Consider the following 14625-nt stretch of genomic DNA (forward strand, 5'->3'; position numbering starts at 1 on the left):
GGCGGCGTCAGCCGAGGTCCGGGCGTCGTCCGGCGAAGGGTCCGAGGCCGTCGCGGAGTGCGGCGATCTCGTCGATGTCCATACCCACGGCCGCCATCACCTGATGCGGCACCGTCACCGCCCGATCCCGCAGTGCCGCCCCGGCCTCGGTCAGGGCGATCTCCAGGCGCCGTTCGTCCTCGGTGCTCCGTTGCCGAGTCACCAGCCCCTCGACCTCCAGACGCTTGACGAGCGGCGAGGCGGTGGCCGGCTCCAGCGCCAGATCGACGGCGAGGTCGTTCAGCGTGCGAGGCGCCCGTTCCCAGAGCGCGAGCATGACGAGGTACTGCGGGTGCGTGAGCCCCAGCGGCTCGAGGATCGGCCGATACAGCGCGACGACGTTGCGCGCCGCCGTCACCAGGGCGAAGCAGAGCTGGTTCTCCAGACGGAGCAGGTCATCGGATGGTGTCACACAGGCGACTATACATCTGCACGAATCATTAGTACACTAATGAACATGTCACAGGACTCCGACCGCCCACCCCTCCGCACCCGCATCCGCGAAGCCGGCGGACTGTACTCCTGGGTGAACACGAACCTGATCCGGTTCGCCGGTCCGGCATCCGTCGGGCCCTATGAGACGACTCCCCCGCCCAGTGCCGCAGAACGTGCGGAGCGTGCGTGCCCGCTCTGCGGCGCTCCGATGTCGCAGCACGAGATCGACCGCTCTGGACCGAAGACGCTGGTGCACTGCCCCTGACGGTCAGTCCTGATCGGGCGTCTCGACAGCCGATCCCGTCGACTCTCGTGCGACATCGAGCCAGAACATCAATGCGGTGTCGTCCTCGATCGCACTCGGCACGACGTCCAGCCAGCCTGAACTCATCGTCCGCGCGCCCATCACCGCGCGAGCCGCACCGGGTTGCGTCAACAGGGCGGCGCCGTTCTCGTCATCGACGCGGACGAGGAGCACGCCGCCGGGACGCGCACCCACCAGGATGTGACCGCCGTCCAAGAACGCCCGCGTGCCGAACATCCGCCGCTCCTCGATCGCGGCATCCGCACCCAGCAGCGCGCGGACGCGATCGGCGAGCTCGTTCCCTGCAGCATCCATCGCTCGGCCCCCTGCCTAGGCGTGCCCGGCTCGCTCCATGGCGCGGAGCTCCTTCTTGAGATCCTGCACCTCGTCACGCAGACGCCCGGCGAGCTCGAACTTCAGCTCTGCCGCCGCCGCGAGCATCTGGTCGGAAAGGTCCTGGATCGTGGCCTCGAGCTGCTGAGCACCCTCGGCTGCGATCCCCGTGCGACGCAGGTTCGGCGTCGGTGACTTGCCCTTGCCCGTGGCGCGCCCGCGACCCGACATCATCTCGGCTGTGTCGGCGCCCTCGCGCGCCAGCACCTCGGTGATGTCGGCGATGCGCTTGCGAAGCGGCTGCGGGTCGATGCCGTTCTCCTTGTTGTATGCGATCTGCTTCTCGCGGCGCCGATCGGTCTCCTCGATCGCCTTCGTCATCGAATCGGTCATCTTGTCGGCGTACATGTGCACCTCGCCGGAGACGTTTCGCGCGGCACGACCGATGGTCTGGATGAGCGAAGTGCCCGACCGCAGGAAGCCCTCCTTGTCGGCGTCGAGGATCGCGACCAGGGAGACCTCCGGAAGGTCGAGGCCCTCACGCAGCAGGTTGATGCCCACGAGCACGTCGTACACGCCCGCGCGCAGCTCACTGAGCAGCTCGACCCGACGCAGCGTATCGACGTCGGAGTGCAGGTAGCGCACACGCACCCCGTGCTCGCCGAGGAAGTCGGTGAGCTCTTCGGCCATCTTCTTGGTGAGGGTGGTCACCAGCACGCGCTCGTCGCGCTCGACCCGCAGTCGGATCTCCTCGAGAAGATCGTCGATCTGCCCCTTCGACGGCTTCACCACGATGTGCGGATCCACCAGCCCGGTCGGACGGATGATCTGCTCGACCACCCCGTCGGCGATGCCCATCTCGTACTTTCCGGGGGTGGCCGAGAGGTACACGGTCTGCCCGATGCGGTTCTTGAACTCGTCCCAGCGCAGCGGACGGTTGTCCATCGCGCTCGGCAGGCGGAAGCCGTGGTCGACGAGCGTGCGCTTGCGCGACGCATCGCCTTCGTACATCGCGCCGATCTGCGGCACCGTCACATGCGACTCGTCGATCACCAGCAGGAAATCGTCGGGGAAGAAGTCGAGCAGCGTGTGCGGGGGTTCGCCGGGCTCGCGCCCGTCCATGTGCCGGGAGTAGTTCTCGATGCCGGAGCAGAACCCCAGCTGCTGCAGCATCTCGAGGTCGAAGGTGGTGCGCATGCGCAGTCGCTGCGCCTCGAGCAGCTTGCCCTGCCGTTCGAACTCCGCCAGACGCTCCTCCAGCTCGGCCTCGATCGTGCCGATGGAGCGCTGGATGACGTCGGTGCCCGCCACGTAGTGCGACGCCGGGAAGATGGGCACGGAGTCGAGCTTCTCGATGACCTCGCCAGTGAGCGGGTGGAGCGAGTACAGCGCCTCGATCTCGTCTCCGAACAGCTCGATGCGGATCGCGTGCTCCTCGTAGACGGGGATGATCTCGATCGTGTCGCCGCGCACCCGGAAGTTGCCGCGCGAGAAGTCGACATCGTTGCGGTTGTACTGCATCGCGATGAACTGGCGGATGAGCGCGTCGCGGTCGTACCGCTCCCCCACCTGCAGCGCGACCATGGCCCGCAGATACTCCTCCGGGGCACCGAGACCGTAGATGCAGGACACGGTCGAGACGACGACCACATCGCGCCGGCTGAGCAGAGAGTTGGTCGTGGAGTGCCGCAGTCGCTCGACCTCGGAGTTGATCGATGAGTCCTTCTCGATGAAGGTATCGGTCTGCGGCACGTAGGCCTCAGGCTGGTAGTAGTCGTAGTACGACACGAAGTACTCGACCGCGTTGTTCGGCATCAGCTCGCGGAACTCGTTCGCCAGCTGGGCGGCCAGCGTCTTGTTGTGCGCGAGCACCAGTGTCGGCCGCTGCACCTGCTCGACGAGCCACGCCGTGGTGGCCGATTTTCCGGTACCGGTGGCGCCGAGCAGCACCACATCGGTCTCACCGGCGTTGATGCGCGCCGCGAGGTCGGCGATCGCCTGCGGCTGGTCGCCGGCCGGCGTGTACGCTCTGATGACCTCGAAAGGACGGACACTGCGCGTGGGTTGCATACCTCCAGCGTATGCCGCCCCTCCGACATCGAGGCCGTCGAGGCGAGCGCCAAGGCTCACGGACTCCGGATCGCCACGGATCTCACGCCCGACCGGTCGGTGCCCCGCGCAGTGCGGACACGGCCGCGAGAGCCGCCGCCGCGCACATCGCGAGGATCACGGCCACGAACCAGCCCCAGCTCGCCCCGCCGAACACGAGGCCCAGCACCCACCCGAACAGGCTGGAACCCGCGTAGTAGGCGAAGTAGTAGAGCGACGACGCCTGCGCACGACTCGCCGGGCCGGCCGCGACCGGAGTCCACCCCGATGCCACCGCGTGCGCGCCGAAGAAGCCCGCCGTGAACAGCACCAGACCGGGGAGCACGATGGCCGTGACCGGCGCGAGCAGCAGTCCGGCACCGACGGCCATCACTCCGATCGACCCCAGGAGCACCGGGAAGCGACCGATCCGCGATGCGAGCGTTCCCGCCCAGGGAGAGGAGACCGTGCCGGCGAGGTACGCCAGGAACAGCAGCGTCACCACCCACACCGGCAGGGCGAACGGCTCAGCGGAGAGATGGAAGCCGAGATAGTTGTAGACGGCGACGAAAGCCCCCATGAGCAGGAAGCCCTGCGCGTAGAGCGCCCACTGCAACGGTGAGCGCAGGGGTCCGCGCAGCCGTTCCAGGATGCCGGGGCCACGGTCCACCCGCAGGCGTCCAGGTACGAAACCCCGTGCCCGCGGCGTGAGCCACAGGAAGAGCACGGCGGCCACAGCACACATCACCGCGACCGACAGGATCCCCGCGCGCCATCCGCCGACCTCGCCGACGATGCCGGAACCGATGCGGCCGAGCAGTCCGCCCACGGTCGTGCCGGCGATGTAGCTTCCGGCGGCGGCCGCGGCATGACGCGCCTCGACCTCCTCGCTGAGGTAGGCGAGCGCGACGGCCGGCACCGCCCCCAGCGCCACACCCTCCGCGAACCGCAACACGAGGAGCATGACGATCTCGCCACTGAGGGGTGCGGAGAGGCCGAACACCGTGGCCGTGAGCACGCCGGTCGCCATCGCCGGCACCCGTCCGATGCGGTCGGCGACGATCGACCAGGGGATGACCGCGAGGGCGAGTCCGAGCGTCGTGGCCGAGACGGTGAGGGCGGCTGTGGCCGGGCTCACCGAGAGCTCGTCCGAGATCTGCGGCAGCACGGCCTGAGCGGAGTAGAGCTGCGCGAAGGTCGCGATCCCGGCGAAGAACAGACCGATGATGAGACGCCGGTACTCCCGCGAGCCCGGCGCGTGGCCGGAGAAGGTCACTGCCCGCTGATCCGCTCCCAGAGGGCGTCCGTCTGCTCGTTCGTGCGCACGATCGTGTCGGACGTGTCGATCACGACGTCGGCGATGGCGAGGCGGCGCTCGTCGGACACCTGCGCGTCGATCCGCTCCTGCGCCGCACGCTCGTCCATTCCGCGCAGTTCGACGAGCCGCTGCAGGCGAGTCACCGCCGGTGCGTGCGCCACCACGATGAGGTCCCACGGGTCGTCCACGCGCGCCTCGACGAGCAGCGGGACGTCGTAGACCACGACCGCTTCGGGGTTGTCGGCCAGCGCTTCGTCGAACCGTCGCTGCGACTCCTCCCGCACGGCCGGATGCACGATCGCGTTCAACCGTGCGAGCAACTCGACGTCACCGAAGACCACGCCACCGAGCGCCGCGCGATCAAGCGCGCCGTCCGGGGAGATGACTTCCGCCCCGAACGTCTGCGCGATGCGATCCAGCACGGGCGACCCGGGGGCCTGCACGTCGCGCACGATCTGATCGGCGTCGACGATGACGGCACCGTGCTCGGCCAGACGCCGCGCGATGGTCGACTTCCCGGACGCGATGCCGCCGGTGAGTGCGATGAGGGGCATGCCGCCAGTCTAGGGTTCTCCCGGGGTGGCGCTCAGCGCGCCAGCAGCTGACGTCGCGAGCTGATCACGCCGGTGTCGAAGCCGGCGAGATGCAGTCCGCCGTGGAACCGGGCGTGCTCGATCTTGATGCAGCGATCCATGACCACCGAGAGCCCTGCACCCTCCGCGATCGCCGCCGCGTCCTCGTTCCAGGAGCCGAGCTGGAGCCACAGGGTCTGCGCCCCCGCATCGATCGCCTCCCGCGCGACACCCGGAAGGTCGTCGTGTCGCCGGAACACGTCCACGATGTCCGGCACGACGGGGAGGTCGCTCAGCGACGCATAGACGCGCTGGCCGAGGATCTCCGTCTCCCGCGGGTTCACCAGGTACACGTCGTAGGCCGTGCTGGAGAGGAGGTATGTCGCCACGAAGTACGAGGCGCGCGCAGGGTTATTGGAGGCCCCGACGATCGCGATCGACTTCGCGCGCCGCAGCAGCGCGAACCGCTCCTGCTGCGACGGCCCGATCCAGGTGCGTCCCGGCACGTCCGGCGCCGCACCCGGCAGCGCACAGGCCGCGGCATCCGTCACGGCGGGCAGGGCGCACACGTCGCCCGTGGTGGTCACGCTCATCGGTTCGCTCCTGTCGCGGTCGTGAGAGCCTGGTCGAGGTCCCAGATGATGTCGTCGGCATCCTCGAGACCGACCGAGATGCGGATCAGGTCCGGCCGCACGCCCGCCGCGACGAGCTGCTCCTCCGTGAGCTGACGGTGCGTCGTGGATGCAGGGTGGATGACGAGGGTGCGGGCATCGCCGATGTTCGCCAGGTGCGAGGCGAGCTGCAGGTTCTCGATCAGCGCCTCCCCCGCCGCTCGGCCGTCTTCGGCCGCGACGCCGAACGCGAAGACCGACCCGGGACCGAGCGGCAGGTACTTCGCGGCACGGTCGTGGTGCGGGTGCCCGTCGAGCCCCGCCCAGGTGACGTAGGCGACGCGCGGGTCGGAGTCGAGCCAGTCCGCCACGATGCGGGCGTTCGCGAGGTGCGCGTCGATGCGCTGCGGCAGCGTCTCGATGCCCTGCAGCAGGTTGAACGCCGATTGCGGGCTGAGCGCGGGGCCGATGTCGCGCAGCTGCTCGGAGCGGAGCTTGGTGAGGAAGCCGTACTCGCCGAAGTTGTCCCACCATCTGATGCCGCCGTACGACTCGACCGGCTCGGTCATCTGCGGGAACTTCCCGTTGCCCCAGTCGAACGTGCCCTTCTCGACCACGATGCCGCCGAGCGTGGTGCCGTGCCCGCCGAGGAACTTCGTCACGGAGTGGATCACGATGTCCGCCCCGTGCTCGAGAGGACGCGCCAGGTACGGCGTTGCGAGCGTGGCGTCCACCACGAGCGGCACACCGGCCTCATGGGCGACGGCGGCGAGACCTTCGATGTCGGCGATCTCTCCCGAGGGGTTGCCGATCATCTCGACGTAGACGACCTTGGTCTCGGGGCGGATCGCGGCGGCGAAGTCGGCCGGGTCGGTTGAGGCGACGAACGTGGTGTCCACGCCGAAGCGGCGCAACGTCACGTCGAGCTGGGTGACGGTGCCGCCGTACAGCTGTGCGGCCGCGACGACATGGTCACCGGCGCCGACGAGAGCCGCGAAAGTGATGAACTCCGCGCTCATTCCCGAGGCGGTCGCGACCGCCCCGATTCCGCCTTCGAGGGACGCGAGGCGCTCTTCGAGGGCTGCGACCGTCGGATTGCCGATGCGGGAGTAGATGTTGCCGTACTTCTGCAGCGCGAAGAGATTGCCGGCATCCGTCGCGTCGTCGAACACGAACGACGTGGTCTGGTAGATCGGGACCGCACGGGCTCCGGTCGACGCGTCGGGGGTGCCGCCGGCGTGCAGGGCTCTGGTGCGAAACCCGAAGCGATGTTCTTCCGTCATGGTGTCCTCAGTTCAGCGGTGGCGAGAGTTCGGTGGCGAGCACGTCGGCGATGTCGTCGACGGCCCAGGGGTTCTGCAGCGATGTGGTGTCTCCGAGCTGCTGCGGGGCGCGCCCGGCGCGGCGGTCCTGCTCCGCCTCCCACAACTGTGCCAGGAGTCGGCGCATGATCTTCCCCGACCGGGTCTTCGGCAGGTCGGGCACGACCACGATGTGCCGCGGCTTGGCGACGGATCCGATCGCCCGGGCGACCTGTGCGCGCAGGTCGGACGGCGTCACCTCGGCACGGCCGGATGGCGTGACGAAGGCCACGACGGCCTGCCCCGTCACCGGATCGGCGACGCCCGCCGAGCCTGCTTCGCCGACCGTGTCGTGGGCGACGAGGGCGGATTCGATCTCGATCGTCGAGAGCCGGTGGCCGGAGACGTTCACCACGTCGTCGAGCCGGCCGAGGATCCAGATGTATCCGTCGGCGTCCCGTGTCGCCCCATCGCCGGCGACGTAGAACCCGCCGGCGTCGCCGCGTCCGGCATACGTCGACCAGTATGCGTCCCGATACCGATGCGGATCTCCCCACACCGTGCGGGCCATCCCCGGCCAGGGCCGCCGGACCACCAGTGTTCCGGACCGACCGGGGGCGACCTCGTCCCCGTTCTCGTCGACCACCGCGACGTCGATGCCGGGCAGCGGAACGGATGCCGACCCGGGCTTGAGCGGGGTGATCCCCGGCAGCGGCGCGATCATCGCCGCACCGGTCTCCGACTGCCACCAGGTGTCGATCACCGGCAGCAGGTCGCAGCCGAAGTTCCGACGGAACCACACCCAGGCCTCGGGGTTGATCGCCTCGCCGACTGTGCCGAGCAACCGCAGCGAGGAGAGGTCGTGTCCGGCCGGCAGATCGGGGCCGAACCAGGTCATGAAGGTGCGGATGAGGGTGGGGGCCGTGTAGTACACGGTGACGCCGTAGCGCTCGATGATCTCGAGGTGGCGTTCCCGGTGCGGGGCGTCGGGCGTGCCTTCGTAGATCACCTGGGTCAGTCCGTTGGACAGTGGTCCGTAGATCTCGTACGTGTGCGCGGTCACCCAGGCGAGATCTGCGGTGCACCAGTGCACGTCGTCGGCCTTGGCGTCGAAATGCGCCCAGTGGGCCCAGCTCGCATGCGTCAGATACCCGCCGGAGGTGTGCACGAGTCCCTTCGGCTTCCCGGTCGTGCCCGACGTGTAGATGATGAAGAGCGGATGCTCGGCATCGAACGACGGCGCCGCATGGACGGATGACGCGGTGTCGACGACCTCGTGCCACCAGACGTCGCGCCCATCCGCCCAGGGCACATCCTGACCGGTTCGACGAAGCACGAGGATGTGTTCGAGTGCAGGGAGGCCCGCAGCGGCGATGTCTGCGGTGGACTTCACCTCGGTCGCGGCGCCGCGGCGGAACTGGCCGTCGCTCGTCACGAGCAGCTTCGCTCCGGTGTCCTCCAGACGGAAGCGCACGGCCTCGGCGGAGAAGCCGCCGAACACGAGGGAGTGCACAGCGCCGATCCGCGCGCAGGCCAGCGTGATCACGATCGTCTCGATCAGCACCGGCAGGTAGATCACGACACGGTCGCCGGGGTCGATCCCGAGCGCCAGGAGCGCGTTGGCGGCGCGGGATACGCGGTCCTGTAGGTCGGCGTACGTCACGGAGACGCGGTCGCCCGGTTCACCCTCGAAGTGCAGCGCGACCTTGTCGCCGCGACCGGCGTCGACGTGACGGTCCACGCAGTTCACGGCGACGTTGAGGCGTCCGCCCAGGAACCAGCGCGCGGCCGGAACGGTGTCGCCGAGCGGAGGCTCCCATTCATGGGCGGTGTGCCAGGGTTCCGTCCAGTCGAGACGGCGTGCGGCTTCCTCCCAGAACGCGATCGGATCGGCCGCCGCGCGCGCATAGGCCTCTGCCGTCACGTTGGCATCGGCGAAGCCGCCCGACGGCGCGTAGACGCGCGTCTCCTGCAGGCGCGCCTCAGCCCCGCTCACGTCCATCGGCGCAGCAGCAGCTTCTCCAACAGCGCCAGGACGCCGTTGGTGATGGTGCCGAGGAGGGCCAGCAGCACGATCGAGAGCAGGATGCGGTCGACCCGTCCTGTGCTCTGCGAGTCAGTCAGCAGGAAGCCGAGCCCCATCGACGAGGCGATCAGCTCGGCCGCGACGAGGAACAGCCAGGCCTGGGCGAGTGCCAGCCGCAGTCCGGAGACGACAGAGGGCACGACGGCGGGCAGCTGCACGATGCGGAAGAGAGACCAGCCGCGCAGGCTGAACGATCGTCCGGCCTCGACGAGCTGCGGGTCGACGTGGCGCAGGGCCGAGGCGACGGTCGTGTACACCGGGAAGAACGCGCCGATCGCGATCAGGGTGACCTTCGACTCCTCGCCGATCTGCATCCACAGGATGAGAAGCGGCACCCAGGCGAGCGACGGCACCGCGCGCAGGGCGGCGAGCGTCGGGCTGAGGAGCACGTCTCCGAGCCGGGACAGGCCCACGATGCCGGCGGCCGCCAGTCCGACGACCGAGCCGATCGCGAAGCCGAGCAGCACGCGCTGCACGGAGATCGCGATGTGCGTCCAGAGCTCACCGCGTTCCGCGAGTTCGACGCCGGCGGTGAAGACGGTGGCCGGAGCGGGCAGACGATACGGCGGCACGAGTCCGGTCGTGGTCACCACCTGCCACGCGATCAGGACGATCGCGGGCAGCAGGAGACCCGCGAGGATCCTCACGGAGGGCCGATCCCACGCGCGTCGGGCACCGACCTCGTGACGCCGCGGCTCCCCCTTGGCGAAGTCGAGCGCGTCGCGCGAATCCGCGGGGACGATCACTCGCTGGTCGGGAACGATCACTCGCCGCCGACCGCCTTCTTCGCGAACGTGTCGTTCACGATCGAGGAGAGCGCCTTGTCGACGGAATCCTTGCCGCCCTGCACGTCGCCGGATTCGACGAGCACGGGCGCGATCTTCTCGAGCACGGCGATCTGGTCGTCGCCGGGGACGCCGCTCACGTCGAGGTTGGAGCGCTCTTGGATGACCGTGGTGGCGACGCCGATGTCGATGCCGGCCACGTCGGCGAGCAGTGCCGCCGTCTCGTCCGGGTTCTCGAGCGCCCACTCCCGGGCCTGCTCGTACGCGTCGACGACGGCCTGTGCGAGGTCCGCGTGGTTGGTGATGAAGTCCTCGGTGGCGTTGAGGAAGCCGTAGGTGTTGAAGTCGACGTTGCGGTAGATGAGCTTGTCGCCCGACTCGACCTCGGCGGCGGCCATGATCGGGTCGAGGCCCGCCCACGCGTCCACCGATCCGCCGTCGAGGGCGGCGCGACCGTCGGCGTGCTGGAGGTTCTGCACCTCGACGTCGGAGAGGGAGAGCCCACCCTCTTCGAGCGCCTGGAGCAGGAAGAAGTACGGGTCGGTGCCCTTGGTCGCGGCGATCGACGTGCCCTTGAGGTCTTCGACCGAGGTGATGTCGCTGTCCGGCCCGACGACGATGGCTGCCCACTCCGGCTGCGAGAAGATGTCGATGACCTGGATGGGCGAGCCGTTGGCGCGAGCGAGGAGAGCCGCGGAGCCGGCTGTCGAGCCGACGTCGACCGACCCGGAGCGCAGGAGTTCGTTGGCCTTGTTCGACCCGGCCGACTGGACCCATTCGACCTTCACGTCGTCGCCGAGGATGTCCTCGAGGATGCCCTGGTCGCGGATCACCAGGCTCAGCGGGTTGTAGGTCGCGAAGTCGATCGTGAGGGTGTCGGACGACCATTCGGTCGCACCGGCTGTGCGCTGGGTGTCGGTGGCTGCGGCGTTCTCCCCCGCGACGCAACCGGTCGCTACGAGCATCATCGTGCCCGCGATCGCGATCGCAGGCAGGATACGGCGGGTGGTGATGCTCATCGGGTCTCCTCGGTGATGCGGTGGTGGGTGTCGACGCCGAGTCCTTCGAGAAGGTCGGCGCGCAGGTCGGCGAGACCGCGGTCGGCGCGGTCTCGGGGGCGGATGCCCGGCACGGTGATCGTGCGGGCGATCGAGGTCTCGTCTCCGTCGGTGAGCGTGCGCAGCAGAAGCACGCGGTCGGCGAGGTACAGCGCTTCCTCCACGTCGTGGGTGACGAGCAGGATGGTCGTGGGTTCGGCGGCGTGGATCTTCAGGAGCAGATCGTGCATCCGCAGGCGGGTGAGCGCGTCGAGTGCGCCGAAGGGCTCGTCGAGCAGCAACACCGAGGGGTTGCGGGCCAGCGCGCGTGCCAGGGAAGCGCGCTGCGCCATGCCGCCGGAGACCTCGCGCGGACGCTGGTCGGCGGCGTGTTCGAGTCCGACCAGGTGGAGCAGTTCGCTCACGCGCTCACGGCCCGCACGGCGGTCGGTCCCGCGGGGCAGGCCGAGTTCGACGTTCTGCGCGAGCGTGCGCCAGGGCAGCAACCGGGGTTCCTGGAAGGCGACGGCGGTGCGTTCGTCGACGTCGGCGACCGCGGTGTCGTCGAGGCGGATACTGCCGCGCGTGGGGCCATCCAGTCCGCCGATCAGGCGGAGCAGGGTCGACTTCCCGCACCCGGACGGTCCGACGATGGCGACGATCTCGCCTGCCGCGACGTCGAGGTCGACCCCGCGCAGGACCTCTCGGCGGCCCTGGGCGAGCGGGAAGGAGCGTTCGATGCCGTCGAGTCGTACGCTCTGCGCGATCCCCGCTGTCGTCGGGGCGGCGGCGGTGCGCGGCGCGGGCAGCAGAGCGGTCATACGCCCATGCTGGCGGAGGGGATCGATTGTTACGAATGCGGTCGTAATGTTGCGTCACGCAACCGGACCGGTCGTTCCGGACATGCGAAACGGGCCGCCACACCCGCCCGAAGGCGAGGTGACGACCCGTTTCGTCAGTGCTGCTTAAGCGTTGCCGCCCGAGAGCTTCTCGCGCAGAGCGGCGAGGGCCTCGTCGTCAGCGAGCGTGCCGGCGCCGGCCGCCTCGCTCGAGAAGGACTGGCCGCCGAAGTCGTCTCCGGCCGCAGCCTCGGCCTCGGCCGCCTTGACGACCTGAGCCTTGTGCGCCTCCCAGCGAGCCTGGGCCGCAGCGTACTCCTGCTCCCATGCCTCGCGCTGAGCGTCGAAGCCTTCCTTCCACGCACCGGTCTCGGCGTCGAAGCCCTCCGGGTACTTGTACTCGCCGTTCTCGTCGTACTCGGCGAGCATGCCGTACAGGGCCGGGTCGAACTCGGTGCCGTTGGGGTCGACCGACTCGTTGGCCTGCTTCAGCGACAGCGAGATGCGGCGACGCTCGAGGTCGATGTCGATGACCTTGACGAAGACCTCTTCGCCGACCGACACGACCTGCTCAGCCAGCTCGACGTGCTTGCTGGAGAGCTCGGAGATGTGGACGAGGCCCTCGATGCCGTCTGCGACACGCACGAACGCACCGAACGGGACGAGCTTGGTGACCTTACCCGGCGTGACCTGGCCGATCGCGTGGGTGCGGGCGAAGACCTGCCACGGGTCCTCCTGCGTCGCCTTCAGCGACAGGGAGACGCGCTCGCGGTCGAGGTCGACCTCGAGGATCTCGACGGTGACCTCCTGGCCCACCTCGACGACCTCGGAGGCGTGCTCGATGTGCTTCCAGGACAGCTCGGAGACGTGCACGAGGCCGTCCACGCCACCCAGGTCGACGAACGCACCGAAGTTGACGATCGACGAGACGACACCCTTGCGGACCTGACCCTTGTGCAGGTTGTTCAGGAACGTGGTGCGCGACTCCGACTGCGTCTGCTCGAGCAGCGCGCGGCGGCTCAGGACGACGTTGTTGCGGTTCTTGTCGAGCTCGAGGATCTTGGCCTCGATCTCCTGGCCGAGGTACGGCGTGAGGTCGCGGACGCGGCGGAGCTCGATGAGCGAAGCCGGCAGGAAGCCGCGGAGGCCGATGTCGACGATGAGTCCACCCTTGACGACCTCGATGACCGTGCCGGTGACGACGCCGTCGTTCTCCTTGATCTTCTCGACGTCACCCCAGGCGCGCTCGTACTGTGCACGCTTCTTGGAGAGGATCAGACGGCCTTCCTTGTCCTCCTTCTGGAGAACGAGGGCCTCGACCAGGTCGCCGACAGCGACGACCTCGTTGGGGTCGACGTCGTGCTTGATCGAGAGCTCGCGCGAGGGGATGACACCCTCGGTCTTGTAGCCGACATCGAGGAGGACCTCATCGCGGTCGATCTTGACGATCGTGCCTTCGATGATGTCGCCGTCGTTGAAGAACTTCAGGGTCTTCTCGACCGCGGCCAGGAAGTCCTCAGCAGATCCGATGTCGTTGATGGCGACCTGCTTGGTGGCCGGGGCGGTCGTTGCGGTAGTCATGTAGTGGGTTGTCCTTGTTGAATGGAGACTCGGGCTGTGCCGCAACGGCCGCGCACGGCCGACTGCATGCGTCACAGCAGTTGGATTTTGGTTGCTTGTCACGAGGGCACGCGTATGCACGCCACGAGTGACACTCAAGGTTATCAGAAGTTCGGCGCGCACAGGGAGCCGGATTCCGTCGGATCGGCCTGTGGATAACGCGAACGACGCTCCCCCGCTCCGGGCTACCGTGACGGGGTGCTTCCGCCGATCTCACACGCATCCATCCCACGCCGATCCGCTCTCTTCGCCGCCGTCTCGCTCGCGGCTCTCCTCGCGGCTTGCTCCCCGACGCCGACTCCGACTCCGACTCCCACCGCGGCGTTCGCTTCTGAAGAAGACGCCTTCGCCGCCGCTGAGAAGACCTACCAAGAGTTCACCGCTCGACTAAACAGAGTCGACGTGGCGGATCCCGCTACCTTCGAGCCTCTCTACGAACTCTCCAGTGGAGAGTTCGAGCGTGCGGACCGCGAGGCATACTCAGCAATGCATGCCAAGAACTACACGGTCTCGGGTTCCACCAAGATCGTGTCGTTCCGCGCGACGCACAGCTCTGCCGCTCTCGACCGGGTCGAAGCGGACGTATGCCTCGACGTACGCGGAGTCACCGTTGTCGACTCAGTAGGAGTGTCTCAGGTCGACTCCAATCGCCCCGATGTGTACGGGTTGCAAGTCACCTTCGTCGCAGACGGTGGGTCGTTCACAATCGACTCAGCAGCGGTCGATGAGGAAATGCCGTGCGCGACCTAGTGGTGATAGTCGCCCTCGTCGCGGCCTTGCTTGGGCCTACTGCCTACGTCGCGCTATCGCACGATGACGATCAAGACACTCCAATCGGCAGCGCGGCTATCTCCACCGGCAACACTGGCGTCGTCATCTCCAGCACCCAAACCCGCCCCGCCCCGGACCGCAGCGGCAAGCCGGGCAAGGACTCCCCCGCGCTACCCACTCCCACCAAGACCCCGTGCACGACAGCCGCCGGATTCTCGTGCCAGTTCGAAGCAGTCAGGGTGACCAACGAGATCGGACAACCCCTCACCATCACCGATGTCGCAGCATTCGCACCACCACCCACCCCCACGACAATCGAACCAGGAAACGCCGGCGTCGCAGGCATGCCGACAAACTTCGTGGCAACAAGCACCGTGCACACGCAAAGCGGCGACCTCTTCGACAGACCCGTCAACGTGCGATTCAACCCCATCGGATACGACTTCGACTACGGCGACGGCACCACCAGATCAACAACCACCGGCG

Annotated in this window: 14 protein-coding genes and 1 pseudogene; 3 read left to right on the forward strand and 12 right to left on the reverse strand. The window is 68.3% G+C overall.

The genetic code is table 11. The annotated features are described in order from the left end of the window. Positions 1-7: 7 nt before the first annotated feature. On the reverse strand, positions 8-451 hold the full coding sequence (locus tag WFM69_RS12905) for a MarR family winged helix-turn-helix transcriptional regulator (protein ID WP_337005265.1): 444 nt from the start codon (positions 449-451) through the stop codon (positions 8-10). Positions 452-496: 45 nt separating this feature from the next. Between WFM69_RS12905 and WFM69_RS12910 the strand changes: the two genes are divergently transcribed. After that, positions 497-739, forward strand: coding sequence for a hypothetical protein (locus WFM69_RS12910; RefSeq protein WP_337005267.1), 243 nt, complete (start codon positions 497-499; stop codon positions 737-739). A gap of 3 nt (positions 740-742) precedes the next feature. Here the strand turns inward: WFM69_RS12910 and WFM69_RS12915 are convergent, their stop codons facing one another. From WFM69_RS12915 to rpsA, 11 genes are all read right to left on the reverse strand, one after another. Continuing rightward, positions 743-1093, reverse strand: a complete 351-nt coding sequence (locus WFM69_RS12915) for a TfoX/Sxy family protein (RefSeq protein WP_337005269.1) — start codon at positions 1091-1093, stop codon at positions 743-745. Positions 1094-1108: 15 nt separating this feature from the next. Further along, the gene (uvrB, locus tag WFM69_RS12920) at positions 1109-3181 is read right to left on the reverse strand and encodes an excinuclease ABC subunit UvrB (protein ID WP_337005271.1); all 2073 of its coding nucleotides are present in this window, start codon (positions 3179-3181) and stop codon (positions 1109-1111) included. An 82-nt stretch (positions 3182-3263) separates the two neighbouring features. Continuing rightward, positions 3264-4475 (reverse strand): MFS transporter, encoded by a 1212-nt coding sequence (locus WFM69_RS12925; protein ID WP_337005273.1) that lies wholly within the window; start codon positions 4473-4475, stop codon positions 3264-3266. After that, positions 4472-5071, reverse strand: coding sequence for a dephospho-CoA kinase (gene coaE, locus WFM69_RS12930; RefSeq protein WP_337005275.1), 600 nt, complete (start codon positions 5069-5071; stop codon positions 4472-4474). The genes WFM69_RS12925 and coaE overlap by 4 nt, the downstream gene beginning before the upstream one ends. Before the next feature lie 32 nt (positions 5072-5103). Then, positions 5104-5682, reverse strand: coding sequence for a CoA-binding protein (locus tag WFM69_RS12935; protein ID WP_337005277.1), 579 nt, complete (start codon positions 5680-5682; stop codon positions 5104-5106). After that, entirely contained in the window at positions 5679-6983 is a 1305-nt protein-coding gene (locus WFM69_RS12940; protein ID WP_337005279.1) for an O-acetylhomoserine aminocarboxypropyltransferase/cysteine synthase family protein, read from the reverse strand. The genes WFM69_RS12935 and WFM69_RS12940 overlap by 4 nt, the downstream gene beginning before the upstream one ends. A 7-nt stretch (positions 6984-6990) precedes the next feature. Beyond that, on the reverse strand, positions 6991-9003 hold the full coding sequence (gene acs / locus WFM69_RS12945; protein ID WP_337005280.1) for an acetate--CoA ligase: 2013 nt from the start codon (positions 9001-9003) through the stop codon (positions 6991-6993). Beyond that, positions 8994-9854 (reverse strand): ABC transporter permease, encoded by an 861-nt coding sequence (locus WFM69_RS12950; protein ID WP_337005282.1) that lies wholly within the window; start codon positions 9852-9854, stop codon positions 8994-8996. The genes acs and WFM69_RS12950 overlap by 10 nt, the downstream gene beginning before the upstream one ends. Continuing rightward, positions 9851-10891, reverse strand: coding sequence for an aliphatic sulfonate ABC transporter substrate-binding protein (locus tag WFM69_RS12955; RefSeq protein WP_337005284.1), 1041 nt, complete (start codon positions 10889-10891; stop codon positions 9851-9853). The genes WFM69_RS12950 and WFM69_RS12955 overlap by 4 nt, the downstream gene beginning before the upstream one ends. After that, a complete protein-coding gene (locus WFM69_RS12960; protein ID WP_337005286.1) occupies positions 10888-11730 on the reverse strand; it encodes an ABC transporter ATP-binding protein in 843 nt (280 codons plus the stop codon). Before WFM69_RS12960 ends, WFM69_RS12955 begins: the two co-directional genes overlap by 4 nt. Positions 11731-11874: 144 nt before the next feature. Continuing rightward, positions 11875-13329: a 30S ribosomal protein S1 gene (gene rpsA / locus WFM69_RS12965; RefSeq protein WP_337005288.1), complete on the reverse strand. Its 1455-nt coding sequence runs from the start codon at positions 13327-13329 to the stop codon at positions 11875-11877. Between the two features lie 237 nt (positions 13330-13566). On the opposite strand from rpsA, the gene WFM69_RS12970 reads away from it, so the two are divergent. Together WFM69_RS12970 and WFM69_RS12975 are read left to right on the forward strand one after the other, a co-directional pair. Continuing rightward, complete coding sequence (locus tag WFM69_RS12970) at positions 13567-14118, forward strand: hypothetical protein (RefSeq protein WP_337005290.1); 552 nt, start codon at positions 13567-13569, stop codon at positions 14116-14118. A gap of 260 nt (positions 14119-14378) precedes the next feature. Further along, positions 14379-14625 (forward strand): annotated as a pseudogene (locus WFM69_RS12975) (hypothetical protein); the annotation flags it as partial.

Origin of the sequence: Microbacterium sp. LB12, assembly GCF_037150835.1 — a bacterium.
In the GTDB taxonomy this organism is placed as follows: domain Bacteria; phylum Actinomycetota; class Actinomycetes; order Actinomycetales; family Microbacteriaceae; genus Microbacterium.

Bases quoted from the DNA above. Each gene is read 5' to 3' on its own strand.
- WFM69_RS12910 (WP_337005267.1), top strand. From the start codon at position 497: ATGTCACAGGACTCCGACCGCCCACCCCTCCGCACCCGCATCCGCGAA.
- WFM69_RS12915 (WP_337005269.1), bottom strand. From the start codon at position 1,093: ATGGATGCTGCAGGGAACGAGCTCGCCGATCGCGTCCGCGCGCTGCTG.
- uvrB (WP_337005271.1), bottom strand. From the start codon at position 3,181: ATGCAACCCACGCGCAGTGTCCGTCCTTTCGAGGTCATCAGAGCGTAC.
- coaE (WP_337005275.1), bottom strand. From the start codon at position 5,071: ATGCCCCTCATCGCACTCACCGGCGGCATCGCGTCCGGGAAGTCGACC.
- WFM69_RS12935 (WP_337005277.1), bottom strand. From the start codon at position 5,682: ATGAGCGTGACCACCACGGGCGACGTGTGCGCCCTGCCCGCCGTGACG.
- WFM69_RS12940 (WP_337005279.1), bottom strand. From the start codon at position 6,983: ATGACGGAAGAACATCGCTTCGGGTTTCGCACCAGAGCCCTGCACGCC.
- acs (WP_337005280.1), bottom strand. From the start codon at position 9,003: ATGGACGTGAGCGGGGCTGAGGCGCGCCTGCAGGAGACGCGCGTCTAC.
- WFM69_RS12955 (WP_337005284.1), bottom strand. From the start codon at position 10,891: ATGAGCATCACCACCCGCCGTATCCTGCCTGCGATCGCGATCGCGGGC.
- WFM69_RS12960 (WP_337005286.1), bottom strand. From the start codon at position 11,730: ATGACCGCTCTGCTGCCCGCGCCGCGCACCGCCGCCGCCCCGACGACA.
- rpsA (WP_337005288.1), bottom strand. From the start codon at position 13,329: ATGACTACCGCAACGACCGCCCCGGCCACCAAGCAGGTCGCCATCAAC.